The 14,981-nt window shown below is 55.3% G+C and carries 17 protein-coding genes; all 17 read left to right on the top strand.

What is annotated here, in order from left to right; translation table 11 throughout:
• The first annotated feature begins 104 nt into the window (after positions 1–104).
• Positions 105–611 carry a zinc ribbon domain-containing protein gene (locus tag ACI0CA_RS13035; protein ID WP_308448977.1) on the top strand — a complete coding sequence of 169 codons (507 nt, stop codon included), beginning with the start codon at positions 105–107 and terminating at the stop codon, positions 609–611.
• A 105-nt stretch (positions 612–716) separates the two neighbouring features.
• Positions 717–2,477, top strand: a complete 1,761-nt coding sequence (locus tag ACI0CA_RS13030; RefSeq protein WP_308448976.1) for a putative polysaccharide biosynthesis protein — start codon at positions 717–719, stop codon at positions 2,475–2,477.
• A gap of 8 nt (positions 2,478–2,485) precedes the next feature.
• Positions 2,486–3,184: a nucleoside triphosphate pyrophosphohydrolase gene (gene mazG / locus ACI0CA_RS13025; protein ID WP_308448975.1), complete on the top strand. Its 699-nt coding sequence runs from the start codon at positions 2,486–2,488 to the stop codon at positions 3,182–3,184.
• Between the two features lie 74 nt (positions 3,185–3,258).
• Positions 3,259–3,534: an HU family DNA-binding protein gene (locus ACI0CA_RS13020; protein ID WP_176820748.1), complete on the top strand. Its 276-nt coding sequence runs from the start codon at positions 3,259–3,261 to the stop codon at positions 3,532–3,534.
• A 101-nt stretch (positions 3,535–3,635) separates the two neighbouring features.
• Positions 3,636–3,884, top strand: a complete 249-nt coding sequence (locus ACI0CA_RS13015; protein ID WP_176820747.1) for an RNA-binding S4 domain-containing protein — start codon at positions 3,636–3,638, stop codon at positions 3,882–3,884.
• 129 nt (positions 3,885–4,013) lie between these two features.
• Entirely contained in the window at positions 4,014–4,286 is a 273-nt protein-coding gene (locus ACI0CA_RS13010; RefSeq protein ID WP_446806738.1) for a YabP/YqfC family sporulation protein, read from the top strand.
• Positions 4,283–4,717 carry a spore cortex biosynthesis protein YabQ gene (gene yabQ / locus ACI0CA_RS13005; protein ID WP_446806739.1) on the top strand — a complete coding sequence of 145 codons (435 nt, stop codon included), beginning with the start codon at positions 4,283–4,285 and terminating at the stop codon, positions 4,715–4,717. The genes ACI0CA_RS13010 and yabQ overlap by 4 nt, the downstream gene beginning before the upstream one ends.
• Positions 4,718–4,794: 77 nt before the next feature.
• A complete protein-coding gene (locus ACI0CA_RS13000; RefSeq protein WP_176820744.1) occupies positions 4,795–5,100 on the top strand; it encodes an FtsB family cell division protein in 306 nt (101 codons plus the stop codon).
• Between the two features lie 33 nt (positions 5,101–5,133).
• The gene (locus ACI0CA_RS12995) at positions 5,134–5,646 is read left to right on the top strand and encodes a S1 RNA-binding domain-containing protein (protein WP_308448973.1); all 513 of its coding nucleotides are present in this window, start codon (positions 5,134–5,136) and stop codon (positions 5,644–5,646) included.
• A 263-nt stretch (positions 5,647–5,909) separates the two neighbouring features.
• The gene (gene hpf / locus ACI0CA_RS12990; protein WP_176820742.1) at positions 5,910–6,437 is read left to right on the top strand and encodes a ribosome hibernation-promoting factor, HPF/YfiA family; all 528 of its coding nucleotides are present in this window, start codon (positions 5,910–5,912) and stop codon (positions 6,435–6,437) included.
• 221 nt (positions 6,438–6,658) lie between these two features.
• Positions 6,659–8,122, top strand: coding sequence for a hypothetical protein (locus ACI0CA_RS12985; RefSeq protein ID WP_446806740.1), 1,464 nt, complete (start codon positions 6,659–6,661; stop codon positions 8,120–8,122).
• Complete coding sequence (locus ACI0CA_RS12980; RefSeq protein WP_446806741.1) at positions 8,119–8,844, top strand: tyrosine-protein phosphatase; 726 nt, start codon at positions 8,119–8,121, stop codon at positions 8,842–8,844. The genes ACI0CA_RS12985 and ACI0CA_RS12980 overlap by 4 nt, the downstream gene beginning before the upstream one ends.
• Complete coding sequence (locus tag ACI0CA_RS12975; RefSeq protein ID WP_446806742.1) at positions 8,841–9,659, top strand: bacterial Ig-like domain-containing protein; 819 nt, start codon at positions 8,841–8,843, stop codon at positions 9,657–9,659. The genes ACI0CA_RS12980 and ACI0CA_RS12975 overlap by 4 nt, the downstream gene beginning before the upstream one ends.
• Positions 9,656–11,026 carry a polysaccharide biosynthesis tyrosine autokinase gene (locus ACI0CA_RS12970; protein WP_308448968.1) on the top strand — a complete coding sequence of 457 codons (1,371 nt, stop codon included), beginning with the start codon at positions 9,656–9,658 and terminating at the stop codon, positions 11,024–11,026. The genes ACI0CA_RS12975 and ACI0CA_RS12970 overlap by 4 nt, the downstream gene beginning before the upstream one ends.
• Positions 11,027–11,205: 179 nt before the next feature.
• On the top strand, positions 11,206–13,029 hold the full coding sequence (locus ACI0CA_RS12965; RefSeq protein ID WP_446806743.1) for an LCP family protein: 1,824 nt from the start codon (positions 11,206–11,208) through the stop codon (positions 13,027–13,029).
• A 114-nt stretch (positions 13,030–13,143) separates the two neighbouring features.
• Positions 13,144–13,659: a YdcF family protein gene (locus tag ACI0CA_RS12960; RefSeq protein WP_446806744.1), complete on the top strand. Its 516-nt coding sequence runs from the start codon at positions 13,144–13,146 to the stop codon at positions 13,657–13,659.
• Between the two features lie 5 nt (positions 13,660–13,664).
• Positions 13,665–14,951, top strand: coding sequence for a dihydroorotase (locus tag ACI0CA_RS12955; protein WP_446806745.1), 1,287 nt, complete (start codon positions 13,665–13,667; stop codon positions 14,949–14,951).
• Positions 14,952–14,981 lie beyond the last annotated feature (30 nt).

Genomic DNA, 14,981 nt, shown 5'->3' with positions numbered 1-14,981 from the left:
TTGCTTTTTGACACAAATTGCGCTATAATGGGACTAAAGAAAGGTACATGAAACGGTGTGCTTCTTTAAGGTTCCGTTTCCAAACCACAAAAGGAGAATTTGTTATGGGAATTTTTGATGATGTTGTTGTCAACGCAAAATCCGCTGCACAGACCGTAGGCAAAATGGCAGGCCAGTTTGTGGATATGTCCAAGCTGCGCATCAATATGGCCGAGTTGAACGGCGAGATTACGAAGCGCTATCAGGGGCTTGGCCGCTTCATTTACGAGGCCAAGAAGGCCGGTTCCGCAGACGAAGCCGAGCTTGCAGACCAGATCGCCGGTATCGATGATCTGTATGCACAGCTTTCCGCAGTTTCCGCACAGTACGCTTCCATGCAGGATAAAGTGACTTGCCCGGCATGTGGCAAGAAGATGCCGACGGATTCCATGTTCTGCAGCCACTGCGGCGCAAAGCTGGAGAACGCACCGGCAGAGCCGGAAGAAGATGCCGAAGCAGTCGAGAAGGCCGAAGTCCCCGCAGAGCCGGAGACGACGGAAGTCACAATCGAGACAGAGAAGACAGCTGAGCCGACCGAGGAAGTCAAGACCGAGAAAACGACCGAGGAATAATTGAAAATGCGGGTCCGGCCTGCAAGGATGTAAAACCAGAAGGAAAGAGGTGCCCCCTCTTTCCTTTTCTTTCGCCGAGAAACTTTTTTGAAACGGAAGGGTTTTATGGAGCAAAAACGGCCCGCGGCGCGCGTACAGCAGGGATTTCTGCACGGCGCGTTCATTTTAATGTTCGGCGTTCTTCTGGTGAAGGCCATTGGGGCGTTGTTTAAAATCCCGTTATCGAGTATCATCACGGAAGACGGTATGGGATACTTCAGCACGGCGTACAGTTTTTTTAACGTGCTGTTCAGCCTTTCCACCGTCGGTTTTCCCGTGGCAGTGGCGCGGCTGACTGCGGCGGAGGACGCCTTAGGACATTTTCGTGACGTGCGGCAAATCAAAGCGGCGGCGCTGCCGGTGTTTTCGGTCATCGGCGTTCTCTGTGCTCTGCTGATGGCAAGTTTTGCGCCGCTTTATACGCGCTTGGTACAAAGCCCCGGCGCACTTTTCTCCATGTTGGCGCTTGCGCCGTGTGCCGCGCTGTGTAGTATTTCCTCCGTGTACCGCGGTTATTTTGAGGGCCTGCGCAATATGCTGCCTACGGCGCGTTCGCAGGTTGCGGAATCGCTCGGCAAGCTTATTTTCGGGCTTTCCGGCGCGATTTTTGTGATGCATATGGGCACACGGGAGCTGCAAGCGAGCGGCACGGTATTCGGCTGTACCGTGAAAAGTGAAGCAGATGGCTGTCAGCTTGTCTGCGCTTTAGGTGCTGCTGCCGCAATCCTCGGCGTGACGCTCGGCGCGGTGCTGGGGCTTTTGACGCTTGTCTTCCAAAGTCGCAGGGACGGCGTCACAAAAGCGATGCTGCAACGCGCGCCGAAGCCGAAAAGCAAGCGTATTTGGGCCGGAAAATTGCTGCGCACTGCACTGCCCATTTCGCTTGGGGCAGTCGCCATGAGCTTTTCCGGACTCATTGATGCGTCATTTTTGCAGACGCGTGTCGCCTATGCCGTGCAGACAGACCCCGCAGCGTTGCTTTCCATGTACGCCGGCGCGATCCCCAAAGGGAATCTCGCCGCGCCGGAAACCGTGCCGAACTACCTTTTCGGCTGCTACAATATGGCGCTGACCCTCTTTTTGCTCGTGCCAAGCGTAACGCAGTCGTTCGGGGTCAGCGCGCTGCCGAGCGTGACACGGGCATTCCAGACCGGGGATTCGCAGAAACTGAAGCGCACCGTGGAAGCGGTGCTGCGTATTACGTTTTTGACGGCACTGCCGATGGGGGTGGGGCTTTCCGTTTTGGCGCAGCCCACCGCACTGCTGATCTACGGTGCACGGCCGGGCACGGTCATCGTAGGGCGCGTGCTGACGACCTTGGGCGCGGCGTCCGTTTTTGCGGCACTGTGCGGGCCGCTGAACAGCATCTTGCAGGCGATGGGCCATGTGGAGCTGCCTGTGGTGCTGACGCTCATTGGGCTATTCGTAAAAGCCGTGCTCGATTACACGCTTGCCGCTGTGCCGAGTGTGAACGTGCTTGGCGGCGCTGTCGGCACGCTCGTGTGCTATGCGCTCGCAAGTGTGTTGGCGTGTATTGCGATACGGCGTATTGCAGGCGTGAAAATAGATTTCTTTTCCACTTTTAAAAAGCCGTTTCTGGCATCCGTTTGCTGTGGCATGGCGGCTCTTTTAACACACAAAGCATGGTGTGCGGTGCTGCCGGAATCGCGTTTTTCCGCGTTGCCTGCGGTGTTTTTGGGGGCGCTTATCTATGTTGTTTTTCTGCTGATTGCACGCGGGATCTGTGAAGAAGACATCAAAGCACTGCCGAACGGAGAAAAAATTACAAAAAGACTTGAAAAATACTTGCAAAAAACAGGGGGATAGGGTAAAATATGAAAGCTGCGTTGAAATATGTAGGAAAATCCCGTTATACACTGGAAGATCTCAAGGAGATCATCACGATTCTGCGTGCGCCGGACGGCTGCCCATGGGACCGCGAGCAGGATCACAAGAGTATCCGCCGCGATTTTCTTGAGGAGTGCTACGAAGCGATAGAAGCCATCGATACGGAAGACCCCGTGCTGCTGCGCGAGGAGCTTGGGGATGTGCTTTTTCAGGTGGCGTTCCACAGTGAGCTCGAGCGTGAAGCCGGTCGGTTCGACTTGGACGATGTGATCAGCGACGTTGCTGCCAAAATGGTACAGCGACACCCGCATGTGTTTGCCGATGTGACGGCGGACACGACCGAGCAGGTGCTGACAAACTGGGATCAGATTAAGCGCGAGACGAAAAAACAGAAGTCCGACCGCGAGGTGCTTGAAAGCGTAACGCCTGCCATGCCCGCTTTGATGCGTACCCAGAAGGTACTGAAAAAGGCGGCGAAAATGGGCGCGGATAACGGCACGACCGATGACCTGCGCGAAAGCGTTTGCAAAGCTGTAAGCGGTGCAACCGAAGAAAACGGCGCGGAATCGATTGGCAAAGCGCTTTTCAATTTAACGGAGCTTGCACGCCGTCTCGGCGTAGATGCAGAGCAGGCGCTGTCTGAAGCCTGCCGCGCGTACATTGAGCAGTTCGGCGCAGAAAAATAAAGCAATTCACGCTCCGGCGATGGTTCGCGCCGTGGGTGATGAAGATAAATCTAAAAATTTGGAGGTTATTCATAATGAATAAAACAGAACTCATTGCTGCTGTTGCAGAAAAGGCTACCATTTCCAAGAAAGACGCGGAAAACGCTGTTTCCGCTGTTATCGCTTCCATCACAGAGTCCCTCGCAGGCGGCGAGAAGGTTCAGATCGCAGGTTTCGGCACCTTTGAAGTTCGCGAGAGAGGCGAGCGCGTTGGCCGTGACCCGAGAACGAGCGCTGAGATCGTGATCCCGGCTTCCAAGGCTCCGGCATTCAAGGCCGGCAAGGCCCTGAAGGAATCTGTCAATAAGTAATTTTGGCAAATAATTTGTGATGGAACGGATCCCGAAGTGGGTCCGTTCTTCTGTTATAGGCAGCTTTATGCCTCCATGTATTAAAGAAAAGGAGTTTGAACATGAGACTGGATAAATACTTGAAGGTTTCCCGCATTATCAAGCGCCGCACCGTGGCAAACGAAGCCTGCGACGCCGGTCGAGTCGTCGTCAACGGCAAGATTGCCCGCGCTTCCTACGATGTGAAGGTGAACGATGTTATCGAGCTCACGCTCGGCGCGCGCACCGTGAAGGCCCGCGTCGTTTCCGTGAATGAATATGCAAAAAAAGACGAAGCGGCTATGATGTACGAGATCATCGAAGAAAAGTAAGTTTTTTTGACTGTGCTTTTAACATGCTGAGCTGCTCTTGTGCATAAATATTCGCTGCTTGTTCGGTCTTTTTCCGAAAATCGCTGCATATAAATAGGCGATACAGCATAAAAGAGGATCGGTGATACAGTGGCACAGACGGCAAGCGCAAAAGCACATTCTTTGCACATTGAAAACCGCTCGCGTCTTACGGCAAGCGGCGTTACGCGCATGGATTTTTTCAGCGAGACGCTCATCACGGTGCAGACGGCAGATGGAAGGTTGCACATTAAGGGCGAAGGGCTGTACATTGAAAACATGAGCGCCGAAACAGGCGAGTTGCTCGTAAAGGGCCGCGTGCTGGCGCTTTCGTACACAGACGGCGTGCGCCCGACGGGCGTTTTGAAAAGGCTTTTAAAATGAGCGGCATTCCGGCAGAAACGCTGTTGCTGTGCCTTGTGTGCGGCGTTCTTCTGGGGTTTGTGTTTGCCGTGCTGGAGTTTTTGCGCCTGCTGTTCTCTCTCGGCAAAATCGCGGCAGCGGTTACGGATGTGCTGTTTTGTCTTTTTGCCGCCGTCGTCACGTTTTTGCTGTCCCTTGCGGTCAGCGTCGGGCACGCGCGCTTTTTTCAGATCGCCTGCGAAGTCATCGGCTTTTTATGCGTGCAGGTTACGGTGACGCACGGTATTTGCCTCTTTTTGCCGTATGCAGAGCGCCGCTTGCACGGCTTTAGAAACCGAATTTTTGCAAAATGCGCGCAAGGACGGCGGAAAAAGGTGGAAGCATTGCTAAAAAGCGGGAAAAAACACAAATCATTTCTGAACAAATCGAAAAAAAGCAAAAAAAGGACTTGAATAATGACGGCGCATCATTATATAATGGAACAAGAAAAGCAGCCGAACGCTCGGCATAAGGAAAGGGGAGGAATCCCATGGAAGAAGTCAAGATTAAACGTTATAAGGGCAGCCTCCTTTTAAAGGTCGCCGTGTTCTGTTTTGCGTGCTTCATGGTCACTATGCTCGTCGGGCAGCAGATCTCCATCAGCCAGAAAAAGGACGAACTGCAGCAGTTGAAAAACGAGCTTAAGGAACAGCAGGTCGTCAATGACGAGCTGCGCTATGACCTGAATGAAGAGAACGCAGACAACACAGACTATGCGGAGAAGGTGGCACGCCGCGAGCTGGACTATGTAAAGCCCGGTGAGCGTGTGTTCTACAATGTAGGCGGCAACAACTAACAAATTTGAAATCCCGGAGGAAAATTAGAGGGTATGCAGGAAACAAAGCTTGAGGTCGGAGCAATTTTTGAGGGCAAGGTAACGGGCATCACAAAGTTCGGCGCATTCGTCGATCTCGGTAACGGCAAGACCGGTATGGTGCACATTTCAGAGGTTGCCCCGGTCTTCGTAAAGGAGATTCGCGATTTCGTCACGGAAGGCCAGACCGTGAAGGTCAAGATCATCGGCATCAATGAAGACGGCAAGATCAGCCTTTCCATGAAAAAGGCAGACGAAAACGCGCAGCAGCAGCGCCCCCCGCGCCGCCGCGATGAGAACGGCAGACCCCCGCGCCAGAACAACTATCACCGCCGCGAAGCTTCTGCCCCGGTGCAGAGCCCCGCAAGACCGGGCGATTATGAGTGGCGCGCGCGCGAAAACTCCGGCTCTTTTGAAGATATGATGTCCCGCTTTAAGCAGATGAGCGATGAGAAGATCTCGGATCTCAAGCGTGCGGAAAATAAGCGCGGCGGCGGTTATTCCCGCAAGGGCCCGCGCAACAACTAAAGTAAAGCAGAAACGGCGCTGTTCTCCGGAACGGCGCTTTTTGTTTTATGAGAAATTTAAATCGCAACAAATTGTTTATAAATCTTGAAAATTTTATTTTTCTATTGCAATTTTTGTTCAAATGATTTATACTGTAGGTACAGAGAACGGCAGAAGCCGTAAGCTGAATAATGAAAGCCGAGTCTTTCAGAAAGGATGTGTTTTTTCCGTAGATGAAAAAAGCACATCCCTTTGTGCTTTTTGCGGGAAAAACCGGTAGACGTATGAACATCAAGATCGTTGGCAGAAAAGTGAACCTGAGAGAGAATTTTAAGGAACTGGTGCAGCGCAAGCTCTCTAAGTTTGACCGCATCTTTGATGAAGACGCGGATGCTACCGTAACCGTAACGCTGGAAAAGAATCGCCAGACCGTGGAGATTATGATTAAGCAGCGCGGCATGCTGTACCGTGCAGAAGCCACTGCGCCGGAAATGAACGAAGCGTTGGATGATGTTGTGGCGGCACTGGGCAACCAGATCCGTAGAAATAAAAAGCGCCTTGAGCGCGCACAGAAGATGCAGCCCGTGGAGCTGCCGGATACGTACTACGATATGCCGGACGAGGAAGACGAGCCGGAAATCGCAAAGCGCAAGACGTTCTATGTGAAGGTCATGACGGTGGAAGAAGCCATTTTGCAGATGGAAATGCTGGGCCACACGTTCTTCATGTACCGTGACGGCGACACCGGCGAGATTGATGTGGTGTATAAGCGCCGCGACGGCAAGTACGGTGTGCTGGAGCCGGAAGGCTGATTGAAACTAAAATAGAAATTTAATTTGTCGATTATTGGCGGCGCCTCGCTTGAGGCGTCGCTTTTTTTCATGTTTTAACGGAATTTGCGATATTTGTATATATACAATATCCCGAAAATGCTTGAGAAATCGGGTGCAAAATGCTATAATGCCCGTGAAATTCGCAGACAGGTATTTAAAACGTTGCGGTATATGAAAAACAAAGCATTTCGGAGGTCTATATGGAGGAGACGCAAAAGGAAAAGCAAGCGGTGCCGGAGCCCATCGACATCATCACGCTTTTGCACGATGTGCTGCGCGGTGTGAAAAAGCTGTGGTGGGCGTGCCTTTTGCTCACGGTACTGTGCGCCGCGGGCTCGTGGTACACGGCAAAGCGCGCGTATCGCCCGTTGTACCGCGCGGCGGCTTCATTCACGGTCGCCACCGGCAGCGGGGAAAGCGGCGGGTTCAGCTACGGGTTTTATTACAACACCGCCACGGCTTCGCAGCTCGCGCGCACGTTCCCGTACATACTCGAAAGCGAGCTCTTAACGGATGGCATCAAGCAGGCGCTCGGCACGGATTCTATTACAGCTTCGCTTTCGGCGAGCGCAGTGGAGGATTCCAACCTGTTCACGCTGACCGCGACGGGCGCGAATGCCGAAAGTACGTTGAATGTCCTGAACGCCGCTATTGATTGTTACCCGGAGGCCGCACGCTACGTGCTGGGCGACATTAAGCTCCATATGCTGAGCGCCCCAAGCCTGCCGACCACGCCGTATAATATATTCAACGGCAAACGTGCGGCGTTGACGGGCGCGGCGTACGGCCTGCTTTTTGGCGCAGGACTGATCCTGCTGTACGGCTGCACACGGCGCACCGTGCGGCGCGAGGAGGAGATTGCATCTAAGCTGCATCTTTTGTGTCTCGGCACGCTGCCGAAGGTCGTTTTTAAAAAGCGAAGCAAGAGTAGGCGCGAAACGCTCACCCTTACGAACCCGCATGTGCCGGAGCATTACCGCGAGGCTGCGCGCGGGCTTGCCATGCGCCTTGAACGTCGCATGGCGGCATCGGGTGACAAGGTGCTGCTGTTTTGCGGTACGTTGCCCGGGGAAGGTGTGCGCACCACGGCGATGACTGCCGCGCATGTGCTGGGCGAAATGGGCAAAAGCGTGGTACTGATCGATTTAGATTTAAAGCGCGGCACGGATAAACTCTCGCCGGGCTTGGAAGCGTGTCTTTTTGGGCACTGCCCGGTACAGGAGGTGCTGCACCGGCGCGGTACAGAGCCGTATCGCTACGCCGCGTGCAGCCGCGGGCTTTCGCCGCGCGAGGTGCTCGCTGTTGGCGAAAATCTGCGCGGCGCGATTGCTTCTCTGCGCGAAGACGCGGACTGCGTTTTGCTCATTGCCCCGGAAAGCGCGCGCTTTGCGGAAATTCTGCCCGCGGCGGAAAGCTGCGATGCGGCGGTGTACGTCATCGAGCAGGATCGCGCATCGCGGACGAAGATCAAAGCGGGCATCGAAAAGCTCCTAAGCTGCGATGTGACCGTTGCGGGCTGCGTGCTGAACGGCGTACAGGCGGGGCTTTCCGACTACGGTTACGGCAAGTACGGTTATGGCTACGGATACGGAAAATACGGTCGCTACGGGCATTACGGCTACGGCCATTACGGCGCGCACCGCACACGGGAGGAGACAGTATGAGCTATATCGACCTGCACGCGCATGTGCTGCCCGGCGTGGATGACGGCGCGGAAACGCTTGAAGCGTCTCTCATGATGCTGCGTATGGCATCAGAGCATGGCACGAAAGCTTTAGCCGTCACGCCGCACGGGGCGTGGGTGACGAAGACGCAGTATTTAGGAAAATTTGAGCGTCTAAAAGCGGCGGCTGCGCGGGAAAGTCTGCCCGTAAAGCTCTTTTTCGGCATGGAAATGATGGCGGACGGCACGCTGTTTGACCGCCTGCAAAGCGGCGACGTGCAGCCGCTCGGCGAAAGTCGGTTCCTTTTGGTGGAGTTTGACCCGCTCGACTCGTCGGAATGGTGCGCGGCGGCGGCTGAGCATATACGAAAATACGGGTATGTGCCGCTCATCGCACACCCGGAGCGGTACGCCATTTTGCAAAACGAACCTTGGCGCGCGGAGCTGTGGACAGAGCGGGGGGCCGCGCTGCAGGTGACGCGCAGCGGCATTTTCGGCGCTTTCGGGCGCAGGGCGGCAGAGACCGCGCGGGTGCTGCTGGAGCGCGATCTGGCTTTTTGCGTGGCGAGCGACGGGCACGGGACCGCGTACCGCAGACCGATTTTGGAGGACGTGAACGCGTGGCTCACGGAGCACTTCGGTGCTGCGTATGCCGAGCGGATGCTGCATGAAAACCCACGCAGAATTCTGAGCGGCGAAGCCGGAAAGGAGAGAATCGCATGAGGGTATTTCAAATGGTAATGGCAGTGCTGTTCTGCGCCGCACTGGCGTTTTACCTGTGGGTTGCCGTGCCGCGCGTACAGGCGCAGGATACATCCATGCCCGTTTTGACGGACGAAACGGACGGCGAACTTGCGCTCAGCGTCACTGCGCCGGAAAGCGCGTATTGCGCGGGGCTGCATGCCGAAGACGCGCATGACGGAGATCTGACGGATGAGATCTGCATTGCGGGTATGTCCGCGCTGTTGGACGGCGACCATCGGCGCATAAAATACGTGGTGTTCGATGCGGACTGCCACGCGGCGACGCTCACGCGCACGGTGCGGTATACGGATTACAACCCGCCGCGCTTTGCGCTGAATGTACCGTCGACCTACCGCACGGGCGAGATGCCCGCGCTTTTGGCGCAGATCACAGCGGAGGACGTAATGGACGGCGACGTTTCCGACCGTATTCGACTGTTCACCGAAGATATTACTTTTGTGGAAAACGACATATACACGCTGCCGGTATCCGTGACGAATTCCTACGGCGGACAGAGCGAGATGCAGCTTTATATGCAGCTGAGCGACAGCAGTCTTGAAATTCGCCTGAAGCAGGGAATCGTGTATGTGAAGGCAGGCGAAAAGTTTGAGCCGAAGGATTATTTGGAAGGCGTGTTTGACCATGCAGGCACAGCAGTAAAGGTGAAAAAGCAGACAGTGACGCAAATAGATACCGCAAAGCCCGGCTGTTACCCGGTGCAGTATGCGGCAGAGACGGAAACAGAGACCGTGCGCGCCTGCCTGACGGTGATCGTGGAGGAGGGGAAAACGTGAAGGACGAGCGCTTTTTTTGGGGTGACCTGCACCCTGTGTGCGTGCTGCGCGGGCTGCTCTATAATCTGTGGGTGCTGATTTTGGCGGTGCTCACGGCATGGCTGTGCGTGGAGGGGTATCATCTTTTTACGTATCACCCTGTGTATACCGCTTCGGCGACCGTGGCGGTAAATGTAAAGGGCGGCACGAGCGCGTATACCTCTTTAGATCTCACGGCCCGCATGGCGCAGGTGTTTGCGAGTGTGTTTCAAAGCGATACGTTCCGCGAGGCCGCGCAGTGCGACGTTGTGGCTTCCGTTTTGCCGGAGACGAACCTCATCAATGTGCAGGTGACGGCGGAGAACCCGCGCGAATCGTTTTTATCGCTGAAAAATGTGCTGGAAAACCACGCAGACCTGACGGACAAGCTGTTCTCAAACGCCGAGCTGCGCGTCATCCGCGACCCCCAGGTGCCGCTTGCCCCTTCAAACCCGGTGGACTTAAAGCCGTACCGCATGCGGGCCTGTGTGGGTGCGATGCTGGCTGCATCGCTGATTGTATCGGTTTTGTTTCTGCGGCGCGATACGGTGCAAACTCCGCAGGCCGCGCGGCATAAGCTGGATGGGCGCGTGCTGGGCACCATCGGGCACGAGCGCAAGGAAAAGCGGCTGTTCGTAAAAAAGAGCCGCGGTGCGGGACGCAAGGCTGCGGCGCTGCTGACAGACCCTTTTGTGCGGTACACCTACACGGAAGCGTATCAGGATCTCTGCGCGGCGTTGGAGCACCGCATGCGGCGGGACGGCAAAAAAGTGCTGCTGCTCACGGGCGCGGGAGAAAACGAAGGAAAATCAAGCGTAGCGGTGAATTTGGCGCTGGCGCTTTCCATGCGCGGGCGGCATGTGCTGCTGTTGGATCTCGATTTAAGAAAACCGGCATTGCACAAAATTTTCGGCCTGCGGGCGGCGGCTAAAAACGGGATCGGGCAGTATTTGCAGGCAGAGAAAGACGCGGAGCCGCCGCTTATTTTTTCGGAAAAATACGGCATTTCTCTCGGCCTTACCGCGCCCGCCGCGCACCCGGAGCGCCTTTTGCACAGCGAAAAGCTGAAAAAGCTGCTTTTGGCGGCGCGGGCGGACGAACGCTTTGACTACGTTTTGCTCGATTCCCCACCGATGCTGCTTTCCGCCGATGCCGAGGCGCTCAGTGCGCTTTCGGATCTTTCGGTGCTCGTTGTACGGCAGGACTACACGCCGGCCGGTATATTAAACGACTGCGCCGACGCGCTCACGCAGAGCGGGACGGATTTTGCCGGATTTATCCTGAATAATTTTTACGCGGCTGTGCACCCGCAGCAGCTTTTTGCTGTGCGGACGGCTTCGTCAAAATAGTGTTTTGTAGCTAAAAATGCAGATGTTTTGTCGGCGTTTTACTGATTTTGACGGCTTTTTGTTCAAATCCGTTGACGCACAACGGGTAAAAGCGATATAATAACTCGGATAAGGCACTGCCGCGGAATGCGCGACGTGCTGAGTTTCCCTGAAACGTCAAAATCAAAGGAGTACATGATATGAGCAAATTGAAGGAACGGATTCCGGGTATGGTGATCTCTGTCCTTTTGGTGGCAGTGTTTGCCGTGTTTATGGTGATCCTTCTGCAAAGCAAGATGGTGCCGACGAAGCTGCTGATCCTTGGCGGTATTGCACTTGTCCTTTTGGTGGCTTCTGCTGTTTTGTTGGTACGCAGCATCCGAAATAAAGGGCAGTTCATCTGCGGCGCGTCGCTTTCTCTGGTACTGGCGCTGGTGCTTGGTCTTGCGAGCAACTACATTTCGGTCGCGACCGGCACGCTGACGGAGATTGGCACGGTGCGCACGGAATATACGCCCGTAGCGGTCTATGTGCGCACGGATGACCCGGCTTCCGCGTTGGAAGACACGAAGGGCTATACGTTCGGCATTTTGGAATCGCTTGACCGCGAAAGCACCGATTCCGCCGTCAGCCAGATCACAGAGCGCTTTGGCAGTGCAGTGACAACGAAGACGTATGCCGGCATCACACAGCTCATCGACGGCCTGCTCAACAAAGAATGCGATGCGATCATCCTAAATACTGCATACCTCGACGTTGTGACGGAGCTCGATAAATACGCCGATGTAGAAAGCAAAATTCGCGAACTTGAAGTGCTGCACGTGGAAACGGCGGTACAGAGCGAAGCGGAAAAGACGCAGAGCACCGGCAACAGCGATGCGGAAAATCGTATTTACACCCTGTATATCAGCGGCAGCGATACGCGCCAGGGCCTTAACACGGTCGGTCGCAGCGATGTAAACATTTTGGCGACAATCAATACGGAAACGCGCCAGATTCTGCTTGTGACGACCCCGCGCGACTACTATGTGCCGCTGCCTGTTTCGGGCGGCATCCCGGATAAGCTGACACATGCGGGTATTTACGGCGTGAACGTTTCCATAGGCACGCTTGAAATGCTGTATGATACGGATATCGATTACTACTTCCGCCTCAATTTCTCCGGCTTTACCGGCATTGTGGATGCGCTCGGCGGCATTACGGTCGATAACGATGTTGCGTTTACAAAGGACAACTACACGTACCCGGTAGGCAAGGTGCAGATGGACGGCAAAATGGCGCTGACCTTTGCCCGCGAGCGCTATTCGTTTGTGGATGGCGATATTCAGCGCGGTAAAAACCAGCTGAAGGTTATTTCCGCCATCATCGATAAGGCACTTTCCCCGGATATTCTGGTGCGCTACAACTCCATTATGGACAGCATCAAGGACTGCTTCGAAATGGATGTGCCGTATGACGACATCGCGGCGCTCGTGCGCCGTCAGCTTTCCGATAACGGCTCTTGGAACGTTGTCCAATGCAGCGTGACCGGCACGGGCGATTCGCAGATCCCGTACTCCATGAGCGATTACGCCTACGTCATGCGTCCGGATTATAACACCGTAAATAAGGCAAAAGAGCTGATGCAGGCTGTTAAGGACGGCAAAACGCTCTCGAAGACCGATACGAACATTACGGATGCGGACCGCACCAGATATGCTTCTATGCCGGGCGACCCCGCAGCCTCGTACACGAGCAGCGGAAGCGGTACCCAGAGCAGCTCCGGCAACAACTACAGCTACTCCGACAGCAACGATTACAGCTATTCGGGCGGCTCCGATAATTCCGGCTACGAAGAGCCTTCTGTGCCCTCCGAACCCTCCGGCGGCGAAACGTCATCTGAACCTGCGGGCGGTGACGAGACACCGTCCGGGCCTTCCGGCGGCGAAGAGATTCCCTCCGAACCCTCCGGCGGCGACGAGACACCCGCAGAGCCGGATCCCGGCACAAACGGCGGCGAAACAATCGCAGAGCCTGCGGCCTAAATGAGATTTCATACCATGTAAACTTTTTCCCCCGAAGCCCTTGCGGTTTTCGGGGGAATTCTTTATAATTATTATGAGGTGTTTTGGCTATTCAGTATGCGGCAAGGAGAAACTATGCACCGAAGAAGAAAATTGCCCGAAAACGGCGTTGTCATTGTGCTTGGCGCACGGGTGGTGGGGGCATCGAAAACCTGCCCCGCGCACCTCAGTCGCGCGTTTCAATATCGTGTGGATACTGCAGCATCGTATCTAAAAGCCTATCCGAAAGCCGTTTGTATCACGACCGGCGGGCAGGGCAAGGACGAGCCGCAAAGCGAGGGCGAAGCCGCAAAGGAAGCGCTGATGAAGTTCGGGATTGCGCCGAAGCGCATCTTTGCGGAAGTAAACTCCGAAACGACGCTTGAAAACCTGCGTTTTGCGCGGGATATTCTGCGCGAAAATGGCTTTTCCGATACTGTTTTGCTTGCAACGCAAAGTTACCACCAGTGGCGCGCCTGCCGCATGGCAAAAATGTTGGGACTTACGCCGTATCCGCTGCATGCGAAGACCAATTTGAAAAGTCTGCCGAAAAACCTGTGCCGAGAATTTCTGGCTATCCTGAAATTCCTGCTGTTTACCCGAAAGGAATGAGACGAATGGAACAAGAGCAAAAGCGCTTGCTGATCCGCGGTGCGCGCATTTTGAACCCCGCGCGCGGCGAGGATTATATCGGCAATATTTTGATCTCCGGGGACCGCATCAGCGCGGTTTCCGAAAACCTGTACGATGCGGATGCCGAAGTCATGGAAGCAAAAGGTTTAACGGCGGTGCCGGGCTTTGTGGATATGCATGTGCATCTGCGTGACCCGGGCTTTACCGATAAAGAAGATATTTACACGGGCTGCCGTGCGGCTGCGGCGGGCGGCGTGACGAGCCTTTTGTGTATGCCGAACACGAAGCCGGCGGTTGATACGCCCGAGACTGTGCGCTATATTTTGGACAAAGCCAAGACCGCCGATGCGCATGTTTACGTTGCGGCAGCGATTACAAAGGGGCTGAAAGGCGAAGAGCTGTGCGACTTAGAAGCGCTGCACGATGCCGGCGCCATTGCTTTGAGCGACGACGGTCGCCCGGTCATCGATACCGCCTGCCTTGCAAAGGCATTATGCGAAGCGCCGAAGCTCCACATGCGCGTGACGGCGCACTGCGAAGATTTGTTCCTCGCGAAAAAGTGGATCATGCATGAGGGAGAAGTTTCCGAAAAGCTCAATCTGCCCGGCGTACCTGCGGCGGCGGAGGACTGCGGCACGGCGCGCGAAATTGCGGCGGCTGCGGCGTATGACGTGCCGGTGCACATCTGCCATGTCAGCACGGCAACCTCTGCGGCGCTCATCCGTGATGCCAAAGCCCGCGGCGTAAAGGTGACGGCGGAGACCGCACCGCACTACTTGCTTTTGACCGACGAAGCGCTCGAAAAGCACGACGCGGACTACCGCATGAACCCGCCGCTGCGCAGCGAGAAAGACCGCCTTGCGATGATCGAGGCCGTAAAGGACGGCACGATCGATGTCATCGCGACCGACCACGCGCCGCACACGCCGGCGGAAAAAGCCGATTTTCTGCACGCGCCAAACGGCTCCATCGGTATGGAAACGTCGTTTGCGGCGGCATATACCGCACTTGTAAAGACCGGCGTTTTGACGCTTACAGAGCTCATCGAAAAGATGAGCGTGCGCCCGGCGGAGCTGCTCGGAATTGAAGCCGGCGCCATCGGCGCGGGCGAAGTGGCCGATATTGCGCTGATTGACGAGCACGAAGCGTGGGTTGTGGACCCCGAAAAGCTGCACGGCAAAAGCCGCAACACGCCGTTTAAGGGCATGACGCTCACGGGCCGCGTAAAAGCGACCGTCTGTGGCGGCAGAGTTGTATTTAATGAACTGTAAAAGTTTGAGAAATTTGAAAGTATAGATTTG

This window comes from Hominenteromicrobium mulieris (assembly GCF_046197855.1).
GTDB classification, from domain to species: Bacteria; Bacillota; Clostridia; order Oscillospirales; family Acutalibacteraceae; genus Hominenteromicrobium; species Hominenteromicrobium mulieris.
Note: the sequence above shows the minus strand (reverse complement) of the source record. Positions and strands in the feature narration are given on the sequence as shown.